The 18,747-nt window shown below is 42.5% G+C and carries 18 protein-coding genes; 10 read left to right on the top strand and 8 right to left on the bottom strand.

The genetic code is table 11. The features are described from left to right. Window positions 1-210: 210 nt before the first annotated feature. Window positions 211-1,056, bottom strand: a complete 846-nt coding sequence (locus tag VLN09_RS07935; protein WP_325245335.1) for a BON domain-containing protein — start codon at window positions 1,054-1,056, stop codon at window positions 211-213. A gap of 205 nt (window positions 1,057-1,261) precedes the next feature. Further along, the gene (locus tag VLN09_RS07930; RefSeq protein WP_325245333.1) at window positions 1,262-1,783 is read right to left on the bottom strand and encodes a YraN family protein; all 522 of its coding nucleotides are present in this window, start codon (window positions 1,781-1,783) and stop codon (window positions 1,262-1,264) included. Window positions 1,784-1,942: 159 nt separating this feature from the next. Here VLN09_RS07930 and rsmI point away from each other — a divergent pair, with 159 nt between their 5' ends. Next, the gene (gene rsmI / locus VLN09_RS07925; protein ID WP_325245331.1) at window positions 1,943-2,902 is read left to right on the top strand and encodes a 16S rRNA (cytidine(1402)-2'-O)-methyltransferase; all 960 of its coding nucleotides are present in this window, start codon (window positions 1,943-1,945) and stop codon (window positions 2,900-2,902) included. Between the two features lie 52 nt (window positions 2,903-2,954). Beyond that, the gene (locus VLN09_RS07920) at window positions 2,955-3,974 is read left to right on the top strand and encodes an adenosine kinase (RefSeq protein ID WP_325245329.1); all 1,020 of its coding nucleotides are present in this window, start codon (window positions 2,955-2,957) and stop codon (window positions 3,972-3,974) included. Window positions 3,975-4,085: 111 nt separating this feature from the next. On the opposite strand, the gene VLN09_RS07915 is transcribed toward VLN09_RS07920, so the two are convergent. Both VLN09_RS07915 and nfuA read right to left on the bottom strand, forming a co-directional pair. Then, a complete protein-coding gene (locus VLN09_RS07915; protein ID WP_325245327.1) occupies window positions 4,086-5,396 on the bottom strand; it encodes an O-acetylhomoserine aminocarboxypropyltransferase/cysteine synthase family protein in 1,311 nt (436 codons plus the stop codon). A 240-nt stretch (window positions 5,397-5,636) separates the two neighbouring features. After that, the gene (gene nfuA, locus VLN09_RS07910) at window positions 5,637-6,320 is read right to left on the bottom strand and encodes a Fe-S biogenesis protein NfuA (protein ID WP_325245325.1); all 684 of its coding nucleotides are present in this window, start codon (window positions 6,318-6,320) and stop codon (window positions 5,637-5,639) included. A gap of 554 nt (window positions 6,321-6,874) precedes the next feature. Between nfuA and VLN09_RS07905 the strand changes: the two genes are divergently transcribed. From VLN09_RS07905 to VLN09_RS07885, 5 genes are all read left to right on the top strand, one after another. After that, entirely contained in the window at window positions 6,875-7,177 is a 303-nt protein-coding gene (locus tag VLN09_RS07905; RefSeq protein ID WP_414709108.1) for a carboxymuconolactone decarboxylase family protein, read from the top strand. Between the two features lie 177 nt (window positions 7,178-7,354). Further along, window positions 7,355-7,762, top strand: coding sequence for a hypothetical protein (locus VLN09_RS07900; protein ID WP_325245321.1), 408 nt, complete (start codon window positions 7,355-7,357; stop codon window positions 7,760-7,762). Window positions 7,763-7,937: 175 nt separating this feature from the next. After that, window positions 7,938-9,005, top strand: coding sequence for a bifunctional nicotinamide-nucleotide adenylyltransferase/Nudix hydroxylase (locus tag VLN09_RS07895; RefSeq protein ID WP_325245319.1), 1,068 nt, complete (start codon window positions 7,938-7,940; stop codon window positions 9,003-9,005). A gap of 116 nt (window positions 9,006-9,121) precedes the next feature. After that, a complete protein-coding gene (locus tag VLN09_RS07890; RefSeq protein WP_325245317.1) occupies window positions 9,122-10,519 on the top strand; it encodes a nicotinate phosphoribosyltransferase in 1,398 nt (465 codons plus the stop codon). Beyond that, complete coding sequence (locus VLN09_RS07885; RefSeq protein ID WP_325245315.1) at window positions 10,513-11,355, top strand: SGNH/GDSL hydrolase family protein; 843 nt, start codon at window positions 10,513-10,515, stop codon at window positions 11,353-11,355. The genes VLN09_RS07890 and VLN09_RS07885 overlap by 7 nt, the downstream gene beginning before the upstream one ends. A gap of 123 nt (window positions 11,356-11,478) precedes the next feature. Here the strand turns inward: VLN09_RS07885 and VLN09_RS07880 are convergent, their stop codons facing one another. Further along, the gene (locus tag VLN09_RS07880) at window positions 11,479-11,763 is read right to left on the bottom strand and encodes a type B 50S ribosomal protein L31 (protein ID WP_325245313.1); all 285 of its coding nucleotides are present in this window, start codon (window positions 11,761-11,763) and stop codon (window positions 11,479-11,481) included. Window positions 11,764-12,199: 436 nt separating this feature from the next. Here VLN09_RS07880 and VLN09_RS07875 point away from each other — a divergent pair, with 436 nt between their 5' ends. Both VLN09_RS07875 and VLN09_RS07870 read left to right on the top strand, forming a co-directional pair. Next, entirely contained in the window at window positions 12,200-12,838 is a 639-nt protein-coding gene (locus VLN09_RS07875) for a YceI family protein (RefSeq protein WP_325245311.1), read from the top strand. Window positions 12,839-13,084: 246 nt separating this feature from the next. After that, the gene (locus VLN09_RS07870; protein WP_325245309.1) at window positions 13,085-14,173 is read left to right on the top strand and encodes a GNAT family N-acetyltransferase; all 1,089 of its coding nucleotides are present in this window, start codon (window positions 13,085-13,087) and stop codon (window positions 14,171-14,173) included. A gap of 98 nt (window positions 14,174-14,271) precedes the next feature. On the opposite strand, the gene VLN09_RS07865 is transcribed toward VLN09_RS07870, so the two are convergent. After that, window positions 14,272-14,706: a hypothetical protein gene (locus tag VLN09_RS07865; protein ID WP_325245307.1), complete on the bottom strand. Its 435-nt coding sequence runs from the start codon at window positions 14,704-14,706 to the stop codon at window positions 14,272-14,274. 482 nt (window positions 14,707-15,188) lie between these two features. Here VLN09_RS07865 and VLN09_RS07860 point away from each other — a divergent pair, with 482 nt between their 5' ends. Next, window positions 15,189-16,790: an FAD-dependent oxidoreductase gene (locus VLN09_RS07860; RefSeq protein WP_325245305.1), complete on the top strand. Its 1,602-nt coding sequence runs from the start codon at window positions 15,189-15,191 to the stop codon at window positions 16,788-16,790. 94 nt (window positions 16,791-16,884) lie between these two features. Here VLN09_RS07860 and VLN09_RS07855 read toward each other — a convergent pair whose 3' ends face one another. Then, window positions 16,885-17,562, bottom strand: coding sequence for a TIGR00730 family Rossman fold protein (locus VLN09_RS07855; RefSeq protein WP_325245303.1), 678 nt, complete (start codon window positions 17,560-17,562; stop codon window positions 16,885-16,887). A 270-nt stretch (window positions 17,563-17,832) separates the two neighbouring features. Beyond that, window positions 17,833-18,543: a putative quorum-sensing-regulated virulence factor gene (locus tag VLN09_RS07850; protein ID WP_325245301.1), complete on the bottom strand. Its 711-nt coding sequence runs from the start codon at window positions 18,541-18,543 to the stop codon at window positions 17,833-17,835. Window positions 18,544-18,747: the final 204 nt, after the last annotated feature.

Here is an 18,747-nt window from a genome sequence, read left to right as displayed (position 1 = left end):
CAGCCTCTGTCTGCGTAGGCACAGCAAGCAAGAAAAATTGATACCAGCAGTACGTTATGTATCGATATTGCTTTTCCTTGACTATATATATTTTATGGGTTTACTGCGGATTTATCGTGCTGCTACTGTTATGTATATTAAGGCTTATTGTGAGTGCTATTTGGGCGCTGTTACAAGCAACCTATCACTCATTCATATCAAATTTTTGACTTATGGCGTTTGGTATAGGTCAATATAAGGACTTGATGAAGGCTCAGTGACTGGTGAGCCATCCTCGGTCACTATAATAGGTGTAGCACTAATAGTAGTATCTGCTGTGACAGAGCTGCCAGTATTCGGTGCTGATACATTATTCACCACTGCAACTCTATTTGGATTAACTGAATCAGCTAAGTTGGCCTCATACATGATGTCATCATTACCTAGCTTGACGCCTCTATCATCAACCACAGTAGTCAGTAGAACCAACTCTGTAATACCTACCGTACTATTGGCAATATCGATCAGATGGCTTTGCTGCGTCGGTGTCATACGACCCATGACATAAACCACGCCATTATTGGTCACCGCTTTGATTTGTGACGCTTTTACGCCATCAGCGGTGGCTATCTTTGCCATCAGCTTTGATGTGATATAACCGTCGTGGACAGTTTGACTATAGCCTTTTGAAGCACCAACCGTCAGCTCATTGTACACTTGGCGCACGTCTGGCATAGAACCGACCACTTTACTAATTTCTGCCTTGACTGCCTCAGTCGGCACTTCACCGGTCAGTAATACAATACTATTAAAGCTATCAATACTCATGCGACTGGTCTGCTGCAAGCTCTCTTGCAAACCATAGACGTTAATCTTGACAGTATGCTCAATACTACGATCAAGCAGACGCTGCGGGATGGTGCGCTCAGTCATAGGCACGCCATAAGTACCTTGTGTACTATTGGTCAAATAGTTGGTGGTACAGCCCGTCGTGACAATACTCGACATTAACATAACGCTTATCGCAGTACGGCGTGGTGAGCTTAAAATAGCAGTGCGCAGATGCATTCTTGTCATGATTTACCTCGTAGAACATGAGTGGTCATAATAAATAATGGTGACAATTAATGGTGTTAACTCTTAACAAATATAACAGAATCTTGCTTCAAAACGCCCTTTGAGTGCTACTACTGTACTGACTTTTCACCACTTACGGTTAGGCTTTTAGTAACGATAGCGGCATCCTATGATTATTATCGTCATAAATAAAGCGCACGTCTTATTACCAAGCTGACGCGATAAATGCGCCTTGTAGCCATTCAGGCTGATTAATTTCTAACCGTTGATTTGGTTGATTATCCAACGTGATATTTGTCTCATTTTTACTATTACTGTTATTCGCCGTATTATAAGCAATCACATCAAATCGACATTCATAATCACTGTATTTTTGATTTTGCTGCAAAAAGTAACGCGCTGCTTTAATTATTTTTCGCTGTTTGCTTGTTGTTACGCTGCGCGCCGCATCACCAAAATATGAGCTCTGTCTTTGTCGCACTTCAACAAATACCAATGTTGACCATGCCTGTCCCTTTTCTAACATCACTAAATCAAGCTCGCCAACTTTGGGCTGCTGCCAGTTTTGGGCAACCAAAATCAACCCTCGCTCTTGTAGAAACTCACACGCCTGCTGCTCAAAATAACTGCCTTGGCGCTGTTTTGGAGAGGTTAGCATTAAAGGTTTATCATTTGCCATGACGTCTATCAGTCTGCTCAACATTTCAGAATTATCATAGCACATCATGCTAAACTAACCACTTTCGCGCTCAGATGCTGGTGTAGTTTTTTATGCTTTGCTTAAGCCTTATTGGATGAGGCAATTTTGCTTTTGGTATTATTAGCCAGTTTTATCAGTCAGCGCGCCATATCCCTTTATTTATTATCTTAATGACCCGAGGTTTTCATGTCTAGCCCTACCGCGATGCCAGCTTGTCTATATATCGTTGCCACGCCGATTGGCAATCTTAGTGACATGACACCGCATGCGATCGATGTCTTAAAGCAAGTTGCTATCATTGCCTGTGAAGATACACGAACCTCAGGTAAGCTATTATCCCATTTCGGTATCGATACCAAAGGCAGTAAAGCTGACGATAACAAAGAAGTAACGGTGCACAATAATAAAAATGATGCCGACAGCGATTCTGATATAGCTGTTAAGCAAAAAGGGCACAATAAGCTGTGGGCATATCATGAGCATAACAGCGCCATTCAAACACCCAAAATTATTGAAATGATTGAGCAAGGTCATTCCGTTGCTTTAATTAGTGATGCTGGCACGCCGCTGATTAGTGACCCTGGCTATCAATTGGTACAAGCAGCACATGCGGTTGGCGTTCGCGTATCCCCTATTATTGGCGCCTCTGCTGCCATTGCCGCACTGTCAGTTGCAGGGCTACCATCAGACCGCTTTAGCTTTATTGGTTTTTTACCAGCAAAAACCCACGGTCGCCAAAAACAATTGGCAGCACTGCACTCTCGCACTGAAACCTTGATATTTTATGAAGCGCCGCACCGTATTATTGCCAGTTTAGAAGATATGGCGACTGTATTTGGTGCTGAGCGTGAAGTGACGTTTTGCCGTGAATTGACCAAAACCTTTGAGACCGTAAATAAAAGTACGCTTGGCGCTTTGGTTGAATTTGTCAAAGCGGATGACAACCAGCAGCGCGGTGAAATAGTGGTGGTGGTCGCCGGAGCCAATGTTGCCCAAGACGATGATGACATCAGTATTCATGATAAATTGCTGCAACGGCTGCTAGAGGATTTATCGGTCAAAAAGGCTGCCGCGTTGGCCGCTGACATCACTGGCGTAAAAAAGAATGCGCTCTATCAGCGCTTGCTTGAGCTGCAGGCTGAATAATTTTCAACCATAAAAAATGTGTATTTATAAATTAATTGAGGAGAGGTAAGCAATGTACGATGTAATGGCAATAGGTAATGCCTTGGTTGATCACGAGTATGTACTGTCAGATGCCGCATTGGAAGAGACTGAACTGACCAAAGGCAATATGACACTGGCAGATATCGAAGAGCAGCAACAACTACTGGCTTACTTCAAGCTTGCTGAGATTAAGCCAACAAAACACGCGAGCGGCGGATCAGCAGCCAACACAATGTATACCTTTGCCAGCCTAGGTGGTAAGCCATTTTATGCTTGCCGCGTCGGTGATGATATTCAAGGCCAGTTTTATCTCAAAGACTTGCATGAAGCAGGCGTTGTAACCTCAGAAAAATCTATCCACACAAATGGTGTGACTGGCTCGTGTGTGGTCGCAGTCACAAAAGATGGCGAGCGTACCATGCAGACCTATCTTGGCACCTCAAGCGATATCGCAGCTGACAATGTCGATTTTGATGCATTGGTGCACGCAGACTGGCTATATATAGAAGGATATTTGGCCATGTCTGAGAGTATCCAACCAGCGATGACTCAGTTACGTCAGCAAGCGGGCATTCATAACGCAAAAATCGCCGTGAGCTTTGCCGATCCTGCTGTGGTGAAATTTGCCAAAGACGGCTTGCTCAATATGCTTGGCAATAAAGTCGCGGTGATATTTTGTAACAGTGAAGAAGCCAAGTTATTCACTGATAAAAAGCAAGTCAAAGCTGCCGCTCGTGCTTTGCTTGAGTATTGCCAAACAGCAGTTGTGACTGATGGTGCCAAAGGTGCGGTCATCGCCCATAAGTCTAATAACGAGTCAGAAATTGAGATTTATGACGTTGCGACACCAGTAGTGGCCAATGTTATCGATACCAATGGTGCAGGTGATAATTATGCTGGTGCGTTCTTATATGCTTTGTCACAACAATACAGCTTGCCAGAATGTGGACGTCTTGCCAGCGAAGTATCAGCACAAGTCATTCAACAGTTCGGGCCGCGTCTTATCTCACAAGATTATAGAGATATTGCTCAGCGCGTACTATCTGCTTAATCACTGAATACATGTATTTGATGCTAAACAAAAAGCCCATATCGATTTGATATGGGCTTTTCTTTGTGCACTATTTTGCGTTTAATTCAGCAAAATTATCCTGTAAGCTGCTTAAGCCGCAGCCAATGCTTGCTCCAAATCTGCTTTAATATCTTCGATATGTTCAATACCAATCGACAAACGCACCATATCAATGCTGACGCCCGCATTTTCAAGCTCTTGCTCATTGAGCTGGCGATGGGTCGTCGTCGCTGGATGACAGGCCAGTGATTTAGCATCGCCGATATTGACCAAGCGCGTAATCAGCTGCAAGGCATCAATAAAGCGCGCGCCTGCTTCAAGTCCACCTTTTACCCCAAAGGTCAAAATAGCAGATGGCGTACCTTTCATATATTTTTTGGCAAGCTCATGCTCAGGATGATCAGACAAACCTGCGTATTTTACCCAAGCAACTTTATCATGGTCACGTAAATATTCTGCGACGGCTTGCGCATTCTGTACATGACGCTCCATACGTAAACCCAGTGTCTGTAAGCCTTGCAAAATACTAAAGGCATTTAACGGGCTAAGTGCTGCACCAGTATTACGTAGTGGTGCGACACGAGCGCGGGCGATAAATGCCGCAGCGCCAACGTCTTTGACAAAGTTTACGCCATGATAGCTAGCATCAGGAGTATTAAGTAACGGGAAACGCTCAGGATAATCACCCCATGGGAAGGTACCACTATCAACAATCGCACCGCCAATCGAGGTGCCCGTACCACTCATATATTTGGTCAATGAATGAATGACAATATCAGCACCAAAATCAAACGGACGACATAGCGCAGGTGTCGCAACCGTACTATCAATCACGACTGGTACACCATACTCGTGAGCGATATCGCTAAGCGCCTGAATATCAATGATGTTGCCGAGTGGATTACCGATACTTTCCGCAAAGACCATTTTGGTTTTATCATCGATTAAATCACGAATCGCTTCAGGATCTTTGTGATCAAAGAAGCGAACTTCGATACCTTGGCGCGGCAAGGCATGCGCAAATAAATTATAAGTACCACCATATAGGGTTGATACTGCCACAATATTATCACCCGCCTCACAAATAGTTTGAATGGCATAAGTGATAGCAGCCATACCAGATGCCACCGCAAGGGCACCAATACCGCCTTCAAGCGCAGCAACACGCTCCTCTAACACAGCGTTGGTGGGATTCATGATACGAGTATAGATATTGCCCGCGACTTTTAGATCAAACAAATCTGCACCATGTTGAGTATTATCAAACGCATACGAACTGGTATGATAAATAGGCACGGCTACCGCTTTGGTAGTCGGCTCGACAGTATAACCGGCATGAATCGCTAAAGTCTCGAGGCGTTGGGTATTCTTTGCTTGCTGGGCTGCTTGCTCATCACTCATAGTACATTCCTTTGTATTGATCAAAAATTATTAATTAACGAGGTATCGCTTAAAAGTCATCTCAAAAAAGCCATTTGCCAAATCATAGCAATAAAAAAGCTGAGTTCATGATAACTCAGCTTCTTTATTAAAAGAATAGCAAACTATGCATCTCTTAATGACAAATATTCATAAGCGATAAACTCAACAGACTTGTTCGCACTATAAATGACGGCCGTTCTTATAACGGCTACTTTGCTTTTATTTGTAGTAAGCATTTTCTGTACGAGTGTGGTCAGTTTCATCAATGACTTGCGTCAGCTCTGGTATTTGCTGTTTGAGCTGTACTTCAACGCCTTGGCGCAATGTCATGTCAACTGCTGAACACCCTTGGCAACCACCACCGAATTTCAAGACAGCCGTTAAGCCAACACCTTCTTCATCAATCAGTTCAAGCAACTGTACGTCACCACCATGCGCTGCTAAGCCTGGGTTAATCTCTGACTGCAATACGTAATTGATGCGCTCTTCGACACTGGCATCAGCACCCACTTTAGGTACTTTAGAGTTTGGGGCACGGAAAGTTAGCTGACCACCGAAACGGTCTTTATTATAATCAATCACTGCATCTTCTAGATAAGGTACTGACGCCGCTTCGATAAACGCAGAGAAGTTGTCATAAGTAAAACGTAGATCAGCACTGTCTTCTTCACCTGGCTGATTATAAGCCATACAGCACTCTGCACGCGGGGTTCCAGGATGCTCAACGAAGATACGGACACCGATACCATCAGTATCCTGCTTAGCTAGCAAATCTGCCAAATACCCTTGAGCTGACTCAGTGATGGTGATACTGCTTTTTGCTTCAGCTTGCTCAGTATCTAGCGCTGATTCATAGTCTACAGACTGGTCTAATTGGTTATCAGCTTGGTTTTTCTCACTCATAATGTTTCCTATGCGTTATGACACAAACGCTATATCTATTATGGCTACTGTGTCGTGAATTTGGACGTTTTGAAATTTTTGAAAGCTATGTGGCTTATATAAGTTATATGGGCTATCAATGTTTGAGGCTTATTATTGTATTGCTCTGACCATAATGATTATAAAAGTTAATGCGTTTATAACGGCTATTATACCTTACTCAAGCCATAATTCCGACCGCGCTACTGTGAATTAAACCAAAATGGCGACAAATGACTGTTATCAGTTTTATTAATAATGACGAAGTAGAGACAATAAATACCGCTTATCCAATGATTGATACATCACCTGCTATATAAAGACGGCTAACGTGATTATCAAGTTATTTAAACACCTAACCAAAAGAGCATCTTGCTTTAATATTTTATTTTATATACTATAATTAAATATAATAAATTTTTGGTTTTTGAGAAACCAATATGCCTTTTTACAACTGTCGTCCCTTTATCCTTCCTTATTAAGAGCAACCCATGAGTAAATCATTTGACGATATCACCAAGCACGTTTCAACCAATATGGCTAAACTACATAAGCACATTCCCGAAACCACCAAAGCGTTTTCTCAACTTGGTGCAGCGGCAACGGCTGATGGTGTGTTAGATAAAAAAACCAAAGAGCTGATTGCGCTAGCATTAGCGGTTGGCGCTCGCTGTGATGCTTGCATTGGTTTCCATACCAAAGCATTGGTAAAGCTTGGCGCGACTGAACAGGAAGTAGCTGAAACATTGGGCTTGTGTGTTTATATGGGTGGTGGGCCAGCTATGATGTACGCGGCTGAAGCGGTAGCAGCATTCAATGAGTTTAGTAAAGAAAGCTAGACCTTACTTTTAATTAGCTTTGTCTTAAATACATCTGCCAGTGATTGAATACATTGCTGGCAGTTTTTTTGTGCTTATAATAAAGCTCACATCAGAGAGCAATCAGCTATGGTATAACTTAGCAATCGCTTCATTCCTATTCTGATTAGAACAACCTGAGTTCAAGAGACTGCTTTTATGATGACACGGACGTTGCACTTAGTGACTACAAACGATGGTGAACAAATTGCCGTTTGGAAAGTGATTAACCATGTAGAAGACGTTACGATGACCCATACTCCGGCAACTGGCCTGTCTGACGTTACCGCACAAAATGTATTTTTGACGCATGGTACATTTTCAGACAAGCAAACCTGTCTAAAAATCGCTGAGTATTTAGCAAGTCTTGGCCATCACTGCTACATCATGGAATGGCGTGGTCATGGTGATAGCGCCCTACCAAAAGAAAAATTCAATTTCGAAACTGTCGCCACTTATGATTATGAAGCGACTTTTCGCTATTTTTTTGAGGAATTAAAACTCGATAATGCCGCAACAGAGATTTGGCCAACAGTAACTGCATGGATAGAGAAGCATACAAGCTAAGACTGTGACAGTGGTATATAACCTCTCATGATGAATGACTAGGCTATGAGATTTGCCCCTGTGACGAGAAGACAGCCATGAACATCTTTACACTTGTCAGAAAGTCACAGGCTGTGTCAGTATTAGCGTCATCAATTTTTAATCAATAAAAATAAGTCGTAGGAAATTGGCGTCTATGAGTAAATTATCAGAGCAACATTCAGATAAGCAAAACCCTGATCAAAAAAACAGTAAACACTATCGTTATTTGGTCTTTATCGGACGTTTCCAGCCGTTTCATTGTGGACACAAGGCAGTCATTGACGAAGCGCTAAAACGCTCGGATGAAGTGATTATGCTTATTGGCTCGGCCAATCTACCGCGCAGTTTGCGTAACCCATTCAGCGTTGCTGAACGCGCGGCTATGATTAAGGGCACGTATTCAGCAAAGGAAGCAGCGCGTATCCACTGCGTCGGATTGGACGATGCTCTCTACAATGACACGCGCTGGCTACAATATGTGCAAGCCGGTGTAAAATCTATCACTGGCGACTTACAAACTGATATCGGTCTGATTGGTCATTCAAAAGACAGCTCATCGTATTATTTATCGCTATTCCCAAATTGGGCGTCCGTATCTGTACCCAATTATCATAATTTATCCGCCACGCCTATACGTGATAGCTATCTGATGGGTGCCACGCCAACGCCTGAGCGTACCCCTGAATCAACGCGCCAAGTATTAACCGACTTCAAACAAACAAGCGAATACCAACAGCTGCACGCAGAAGCAGATTTTGTTGATAAGTATAAAAGACAATGGGAGTCTGCTCCTTATCCACCGACCTTTATGACCGCTGATGCTTTGGTCGTCCAATCAGGGTATATCTTACTGGTTGAGCGCCGCAGTATGCCGGGGCAAGGATTGTGGGCACTGCCGGGTGGCTTTTTAAATCCAAAAGAGACCCTATTTGATGCCTGTATCCGTGAACTACGTGAGGAAACCCGCCTTAAAGTTCCTGAGCCGGTATTGCGTGGCTCTTGTCATAGTCAACATACCTTTGATGACCCATATCGCTCAGCGCGTGGGCGTACGATTACTCAAGCATTCTACTTTCAGCTCAAAAATGATCCAAAGGGCTTGCCAAAAGTAAAAGGTGGCGATGACGCAGCCACAGCTTTTTGGTTACCACTGGCTGAGCTTGAGGCCACCATGATGTTTGAAGATCACTATGCCATTATTACTAAAATGGTTGGTTTGTAGGATTTTATCAGACGACTATTCAATTTTTTATTGACAATTTTTCATGCCCAAACCGATAGACGGTAAAGGCTTCGCGCCGCAACTTTTGTGATATCTCAAAGCAGAGGAGTTCTGTGATGTACACCAGCAATCTAAACAATTTAATCTTAAATAGCGACAGCTATAAAACCTCACATTGGGTGCAATATCCAAAAGGTAGTGAGTATCTCTCTATCTATATTGAGGCACGTAAGGGCGACTACGATGTGGTATTTTTTGGGCTGCAAGCGTTTATTAAAGAATACCTAAGTATACCGATTACCCATCAAGACATCGATGAAGCTGAAATGGTTATTCAAGCGCATGGCTTAACTTTTAACCGTGCTGGCTGGGAAAGTTTGGTCGATAAGCACGGCGGCTATCTGCCATTACGTATCGAAGCTATACCCGAAGGCAGCATCGTGCCAGTATCCAATGTCGTCTGCCAAGTCATCAATACCGACCCAGAGTTTTATTGGCTGCCAAGCTATATCGAAACAGCGCTACTGCGCGCGATTTGGTATCCGTCAACGGTCGCTAGTGTCTCGCACTATTGCAAAGGCATCATTCGTCAAGCACTAGAGAAATCTGCGGACAACAGCGATTCCTTAATTTTTCGCTTACATGATTTTGGGGCGCGTGGTGCATCTAGCCAAGAATCCGTAGCACTCGGCAGCTTGGCACATTTGGTGAACTTTGCTGGTACGGATTCGATGACTGCGTTAGTGGCTGCCAGTCGTTGGTATCAAATGGATAAAGACATGCCAGCGTTTTCTATTCCTGCCGCTGAGCATAGTACGATGACGGCATGGAGACGCGACGGTGAAACTGCCGCCTTTGCCAATATGATTGAACAGTTTGGCGGCGCAGGTAAAAGCTTTTCTGTGGTCTCTGACAGCTACGACTTATGGAACGCCATTGACAATATTTGGGGCGGTAGCCTAAAAGATGATGTTGAAAATATGGGTGGCACATTGGTTATCAGACCAGATAGTGGCGATCCAGCTAAAGTGGTGAGCGAAGCATTAGAGCGTTTGGCAGTAAAATTCGGTACGACGGTCAATAGCAAAGGCTATAAAGTCCTGCCCGATTACGTCCGCATCATCCAAGGTGATGGTATCAGTCCAAAAAGCTTGAGCAAGATTATCGATGTGATTATGAAAGCGGGCTTTAGCGTTGATAATGTGACCTTTGGTATGGGCGGTGGACTGCTACAACAAGTCAATCGCGATACCATGAGCTGGGCGATGAAAGCCAGTGCCATCTCTATCAATGGCGTATGGAAAGATATTTATAAAGACCCTGTTACCAGCCGCTCAAAACGCTCAAAGAAAGGACGTTTGGCATTAATCAAACACAGTAATGGACAATTCGAGACCATCAAAGCTGATGAACTTTCTGCTGAGAATGACAACCTACTGCGTGAGGTGTATGTCGATGGCAAATTATTCGTAGACGATAGTCTTACTATTATTAGAGAGCGTGCAGGATGGTAGCTACTAGAAAAATACAAAATAAAATAGCCGCGGTTGCGAAGGATGTGTTTCTTGCTCCTGTATACCTTTATCAAGGTCGCAAAATAAAACGAGATACGGTCCGTTTACCTGAGCCAAATGGAGAAAGACATGGGTCTGTGCAACTGGGTAACCCAAGCAATCAGTGTACTGCTCAGAATAAGCCAACATTAACTCTTATGGTAGTTGGTGATTCGGCAGCCGCTGGTGTTGGCAGTGAAACGCAGCAAGAAGCGCTCATTGGTAAGCTCATCCCTATTTTGCAGCAACAGCCTGCTATTGATACCCAATTTTCGGTATTAAACTGGTCCCTACAAGCGACAACGGGGCACACCAGTTTTGATATTTTACGCAGGCTATATATTATGCCAGCGCCAAGCGAGCCTATCGATGTGATGATACTGAGTGTCGGCGTCAATGATACGACATCGAGTGTTGCTGTAGACAAATGGCAACAGCAAATTAAAGATATTATTGCCATTGCCCAGCGTAAGTTTGGCGTGCGCGAGTTGGTTTTCTTAAGTCTGCCGCCTATGGCACAAATGCCTGCCATCCCTGCCCCACTCAGTCACTTCGTGGGTGCTAAAGCTTCTATTCTTGATAGCATATTGCAGCAAATATGCGCGAGTAATAACCATGTCACTTATATGGCAACGGATTTCCCACGCATGATCGCTGAGCACTCTAATGGCACGCCCATCGATATCAAAGTAATGTTTGCTATTGACGGTTTTCATCCGAGCAGCCTAATGTATGGCTATTGGGCTCAGCAAGTATCAGAGCTAATACTAGAGTTACTCGACTCTTCTAATACTTAATTCATTCGCCAAAAAATCAAAAAAAACCGCTGAATAGTCAGCGGTTTTTTATATTCTTAATACTATCACAGTGCATGTTTGAGAAAACACATGCTCAAAATAATATCACACAATACGTGTGAATTATTCTGCAGCGTCAGTATCAGCAGCTTTCTTACGGCCACCAAACGCACCAAAGCGTTTGTTAAAGCTTGCAACACGGCCTTCAGTAGAAGTTTTACGTTGCTCACCAGTATAGAATGGATGCGATGCACTTGAAATATCAAGTGGGTAGTATGGGTATTCTGACCCTTCGTATTCACGAGTGGTTTTGGTTTTAACAGTTGAACGAGTCAAAAAGAACACGTCAGCGTTGGTGTCATGGAATAAAACTTCTTGGTAATTAGTAGGATGGATATCTTTACGCATAATAAACTCTCTAGGTCCGATGTATGTATAACGCCTTTGCAGAACGACATTTTTAATGATGCATTCGGCAAACGATGACATACGTAACTGAGGCACTAAGGACATTCTCAGTCTGGCAACTGCGTCACTGGCTTATTCCAGCACCCAATACCACACCTCTGCTCGCTTAGCCTTTCCCCAGCGGGAAAATTAAACCGCGATTTTACCGGTTTTTGGGGTTTGATGCAAGCAGCAGTTGTGAGCGTTATCAGTGCTAATTTGTCACTGCAGCAGGGATAGTATTGAGGCAAATATACAAGCCACGTATAATAACGCGTTAGATAAAATAATCAATAGCTGTTATTTATATAGATTAATTTAATAATAGCATTTGATCAGCATTGCTGCTTCACTTATCAATTCATCTAAAGTATTAACACTTAATAAGGATAAGATAATGAAAAATCTCACCATGAAAAATACGATAATAAAAAACAGTGCTAAAGCTCTATTTATCAGCTCAGCACTTGCGATAACTACGCTAGCAAGTGCGTCTCTACCGGTTCAATGGCAACTAGATGACTCCCACACTCGTGTCGGATTTTCTGTCAATCACCTAGGGTTTTCGACTACCATGGGTCATTTTAATGACGTCAAAGGGGTGGTCAATTACGATATCAAAGCCCCTAATAAAGCCAATATGAACTTCACCATTGCAACTGACAGCATTGATACCAATTGGGATGCGCGTGATGCTCATCTAAAAAAGGATGAGTTTTTTAATGTGGCAAAATATCCAACCATGACTTTTAAATCGACTAGCGTCACATTTAAAAATCCACAACAAGCCGCAGTCACGGGCGACTTTACCATGCTAGGTAAAACCAAACCACTGACCTTAGATGTGACTCTAAATAAAATAGCCAATAGTCCGCTGACCAAAGAGCCTGTTATTGGCTTTCGCGCGACCGGTGTGATTGACCGTGCCGCTTATGGTATGACCGCTTTTGCAAGTGGCATCACAACCGAGGTACCGATTCAAATTGATGGTGAGCTCATTGAGAAAAAAGCCGCTACGAAGAATAAAGCAAAATAATACAGGCTTATAATGATGAATTTCACTCTCTCTTGAAGTAAGTCACCCGTCAAAAATACCGCCTCAAAAAAAACAGCCCATATAGTGGCTGTTTTTTTATGGAATAAAAGTATCTCTTCCAACCTTATCTATATATTCATTAATTTACATAAATACCTTTTATATACTTGTGAGACTCGACCTTTATTGTTATATTCGTATATACGGATTCACGAATATAACACATAACACTGAGGGAGCAGAAAGATGGATACAGTACAGGTAGGTTTTGCCGACATAAATAAAGATTGGGATAGAGATATCGCAGAGTATCACTTTGATATATATCATTTATCTGGTTGGATTGCCGCGTCAGCTATTGTAGATAAAGGTACACCTCAAGGTGTGGTTGCTACTTATAAAAACAAAAAAGTCTTCTTACCTATTATCATACGAGAAATTGACTCAGAGCATTGGGATGCCATTTCTACTTATGGTTATGGCGGTCCCTTGATGGACAAATCTCTAACCGATGCCGATTTAGACATTGTATTAGAAGAGATTAGAGTTTTTCTCTGTGACAGAGGCTGTGTATCTTTATTTATGCGATTGCATCCGATTATCAATAAAGAATGGATTCCTGCTGTCGGAAAAGCACTGACACATGGATTGACATTAATGTCTGACTTAAGCAAATCTGAAGAAGAACACTGGAGCGAGACCCAAAACCGTCATCGTAGAGGTATTAAAAAAGCATTAAAAATGGATGTCGTGACAAAAACTGAATGTTTGACGAGAGAAAGTGCGGTGGTATTTTCCAACATTTATAAAGAAACGATGGCCCATGTTAAGGCAGACCAATATTACTTTTTTGATGATGATTATTTTTTCAACCTACTTGAGAATCTACAAGACAGAATAGTATTAATAACTGCTTATCAAGACAACAAAGCGATTGCCTCATCTATTTATACCATTTGTAGAGAGTCGAATATTATGCAGTTCCATCTAGGTGGCACACTCAACGCATACACCCACTTGCAGCCCTCCAAACTCATTACTCATGTTGCGCGTAATTGGGGTAGAGATAATAATTATAAAATCCTACACCTTGGTGGCGGTGTTGGTTCGAACTTGGACTCTTTATATGAGTATAAAAAAGGGTTTAGTTCGCAAGAATTAATCTTTAAAACTTATAGACTCGTTGTCAATCCAGAAAAGTATGCAGAGTTGGTGGCGGATATTTGGTTTACTGAGGAAGATTTAATCTCAGAATTTTTTCCTTTGTATAGAAAAACGCCTACTATAGAGACTGTTTCAGATATTACTCAAGCTGAGTCGTTGGCAGATTTTTGAGAGACAACCTCTGATCAATAGTATTGTATTAACATCTAACTCAAGCAAATAAAAAGCAGCCACAATAATGGCTGCTTTTTTATGAGAAAATCTAGATATTATTTGGTTTTAACGATATGCCAAACGCCCAGCTTATTGTCGCCATCTTTATCACCAACCTTGGTGTCATTGGCGTAGAAATATAAGGGCTTGCCATTCATCGCCCACTGGTACTTACCGTCTTCACGCTTGAATGCAGCAAACTGACCTGAAGCTTTAGCATTGCTAGGTGCCATAAATGCTGGCCACACTAGCAAACAAGCGCTGCCACACTCTGATTTATTCATTGAGTCTTTATCAAAGGTATACAAAGTCATATGGTTGCTTGCGTCAACTAACATGCCGTTCTTACTAGTTACTGGGGCGGTATTATTGCTAGTGGCTTGTACATCATGCATGCCAGAATCGTCATTACCGACCATATTGTTTAATGTTGAGCAACCGCTAAGCGCTAACACCCCACTAAGAGCAGATAATACAAGTATATGTTTCATAATAACTTCCTTGTCATTTTTATCATAGATTGTTAATTGTGATTGAACCGTTCTCATTATCCTAGGGTTTAAGCCTTACTAAAATAAAGCAAATGTCTTAAACCCACTATCGAGGTTTAAAATATAACATAGGCTTTATAGCGATTATCCCTATCCTTATAAAAATTTACAAAAGTGCATAAATATTACAAATTGGATAAGCTAGACTTTTTACGCTGCAGATGACCATGGCCATTCGTTGACAAAACTCATGTATGCATTTACCAATTTGCCATCCTATTCCTTGTAGTTTTTCGTAAAATACTGCTATGAAGATTAAGTATGGCTACACAATAGTGAATGTGACCATTGCGGATTGTTATCACTATTGAAGTTAACTATCTATGCACGCATATCATTACCTATAAGCCATCTCATGAATATGCCAAGTACCACTTCAAGTCACACTTGATACACATGCTCTTAAGGATATAACCACGACCATGACTCACTCCTTTATAAATACTCAAACACCTGCGGCTCAACGCGTCGGTATCCTCGGTGGTGGTACGGCAGGGGCAACGATTGCCATTCGATTGGCAGCATTAGGGCTTGAAACTTATGTATTTGAAAAAAATAAATCGCTGATTGATGGTCCACCGATGTGTCATTTGCACGCTGGTGGCAATCTCTATCGCGAAATTCCTGACGAAGATTGCGTCGCACTTCTCAAGCAGTGTATCGATATTTTACGTCTTTATCCCTATACCATCGATGTGCGCCCGACTGTATTTGCAGTGCCGACTCGCGATGAGGGTTTGCCAGCAGACTTGCTACCGCGTCTTGATATATTGACCGAAGCGTATCGTGAGCTGATTGCTCAAGATGCCAATAACAAAGTACTGGGTGAACCGGAAGATTATTATCAGCTCTACAGCCATGAGCAACTGATTGCATTGTCTGAGCGTGAGCAAGTTACGGCACCTAGTACCGTGGACGAATGGATGATACCGGTTGCAAAATATTTGGATTTAAATAAAGTCAAATTTCCACTGATCGTGGTACAAGAATATGGCTGGAATATATTTCGCTTGGCAGCATCAGCGCAATTGGCATTAGATGGCTATCAGCATGCGCATGTGTTTACCGATACTCAGGTAAAACAAGTGATGCCTGTGGACTGTGAAAACTGCTCAAACGCTGATCATCATGTGACCAAATGGCGTATTGACTATCAACAAGGCGCTAATTTAGACCCTGAAGCGCAATCTAACGGCAAAATCGAGTCTATTGAAGTCGATTACCTCGTCAATGCTTGTGGTTTTCGTACAGGGGTGATTGACGATATGGTCGGTGTCAAAGTCACGCGTATGGTAGAGTTTAAATCCTCTTATATCACTCATTGGGAGGATACCGGTGGGCAGATACCGGAGATTATTGTCTACGGCAGTCGCGGAACGCCAGAAGGAATGGCACAGCTAACGCCTTATCCGGGAGGATATTTTCAGATACATGGTATGAGTAAGTTCATCACATTGTTCGATGATGGCTTGGTGGCATCGAGCACAGACAGCGCACAACCCAAACTGCCGCCACAGTATGTACACTATATCGAAGACGGATGGGATAAAGCGCCACTGCAAGCGCGTAGTCAACAAGCGATTGACTATGTCGCACAGTTTATACCGACCTTTGATAGCGCTCGTACTATCGGCAACGCCTTATACGGTGGGCAGCAAATCCCTGGTGAGGACGATACCCTGCGGGTCGCTGATGTGAGCTTATATTCTAATATTCGCTACGCGCGGGCTGAAAACGTTAAAGCCTCCTCGACCTTGATAGCGGCGGATCAAATCGTTGATGAATTAAGTGAGCTTGGCTTAATTAATAAGGATACGCAGGCAAATCGTAATCGCTATGACCATGAGTGGGCCTATTTAGCGCACAATGACAGCATGAGCATTCATGCTGTTGCTCGTGATTTGGCAAAACAGCGCAGCTTTCCAGTAGCGATGGCAGGTGTCAATTGTGATATTAATGGTATTCATGAGCCAACATTAGCAGATTTAAATGCGAACAATGATTCAAGCACTACTGAAATGTAAGAGCAGTATTTTTAATTTTTAAGCAAAAAAAGGGAGAGAATGGCTTACTTTTAGCCGTTCTCTCCCTTTTTCATATTTGTTTACATATTTGCTTTTAGTTGCCAGCCATCTTTTCCGTATTGACAGCGGCATCTATTTTGACCATGGTCTGCAGTAAATCAATGGCATCACCAATCGTATTACATACTACCAAGCGCTCAAGGTCTTGCTGCTTCATAAACCCTTGCTCAGTGGTATATTTTAAATGCTCAATCATACGATCATAAAAACCATTGATATTTAAAATAATCATTGGCTTTTCATGTTGATACAGTTGGCGCCATGTGGCGATTTCCATAATTTCCTCTAAGGTACCAAGCCCACCCGGTAAGGTAATAAACGCATCAGCATATTCTGCCATCACCGTTTTGCGCGTGTGCATGGTATCCGTCAGATGTAGACGGGTCAGCTGCTCATGAGCAATTTCGTGCTTAAGCATAAAGGTTGGAATCACGCCGACCGCTTCAGCACCGCCTTGAATCACTTCATCAGCGACAGCACCCATGAGCCCGATACTCGCGCCGCCATATACCAAGCCCATGCCATTGTCTGCTAGCGCCTGACCAAGCTCGCGCGCGGCTTGCTCATATACGACATCATTGCCCAAACGCGACCCACAATAGACTGCCACAAGCGGCATAGTTAACGCTGATTTGTCCACGGCTTTCTCGATATTGGTAATATCTTGGCTGGTAATCACTTCATACATGCCATTATTAATATTCATTTGCATATAGCTTCCTTAATTTTTATATCAGTTATTTTTATTGAGAACTTGTTTATTCAAGCATGTTAAATCTTCAAAATAGCCATTCATTCCAATCTTTATGGATCATATCATGCAAGATAAATTGGGATAGAGCTTAGAAGTCATATTTGAGCGCCTTCCCTACTGGGATTTATTTTAACATAAGCAATGCTAACACACGGTAGCAGCGATTTATCACTACGCAATTACTACATTTTAGGGCCCTTTATTTATCGCATATCCGTAGATGTATTATTATTCAGTTTTTCTTAATTCTGCTTCTTTTTCGGTTTTAACGCGCTTAGTCAATGCAGAATAAAGTGACGGCTGCATGTTATGAATATTGCCAAGCATCCATTTAACATAGGTAATTGGTACGTCTTTAATCGGTATGCCTTTATGTTTACCAAAAGGCATTTTTCTGACCGGATTGGCTTTATTGGAGATAGCATGTGCTGCCGCAAAATCATTCGGCGCAATCTCTAAACGCTCGCAGCAAGCCTGATAAAGCAGATAACACATACGGGCATCGCCGAGCGCATCATGAGCGGCTATCGTCATCCTACTTGCCTCATTCTGACCTAATAACTGCTCGATACATTTGGACTGACCATAGGCGCTCCATTCCGGAAATGCGACGCGTGCCAGCCTAACGGTGCAAATTAGCTTGGCAGAAGGACTGCCAATCACCCGCCAATCAAAGCGTACATTATGACCAATGAGGTATGCAGGCAATTCAAACTGCTCAAGCTCAAAATGCTCGAGCCCAGCCACATCGTCATCGGTAATACCATGTACCCTAATCACAACCGGCGATATCGAGCGACCACTATTAAAGTATTTCATCCACTCAAAGCCTGTGGCTACGTTGATGGTTGCCACTTGGATAGGTCGTGGATCTTTACTTTGATCAGTTTCAGTATCGATTATCAGTGCAGTGTCAGTCAGGTTAAAAGCAGTAGTCATAAGAGTTTAACCATAGCAAGTTGCAAATAAATGATAGACGATTTTTCTCCTTTAAAAAGAGCATTATAGTAGATAAGATTGTATTTGATACTCTTTCATTTATGGGGATAAAAACCAGATATAACAATGCTATACCAATAGTAAAGGTTAAAAGCCATATAATAGAAATGAAAGCAATAACAAGACAAAGAGATGTCGATGCGA

Source organism: Psychrobacter sp., assembly GCF_035469765.1.
Classification (GTDB): domain Bacteria; phylum Pseudomonadota; class Gammaproteobacteria; order Pseudomonadales; family Moraxellaceae; genus Psychrobacter.
Note: the sequence above shows the minus strand (reverse complement) of the source record. Positions and strands in the feature narration are given on the sequence as shown.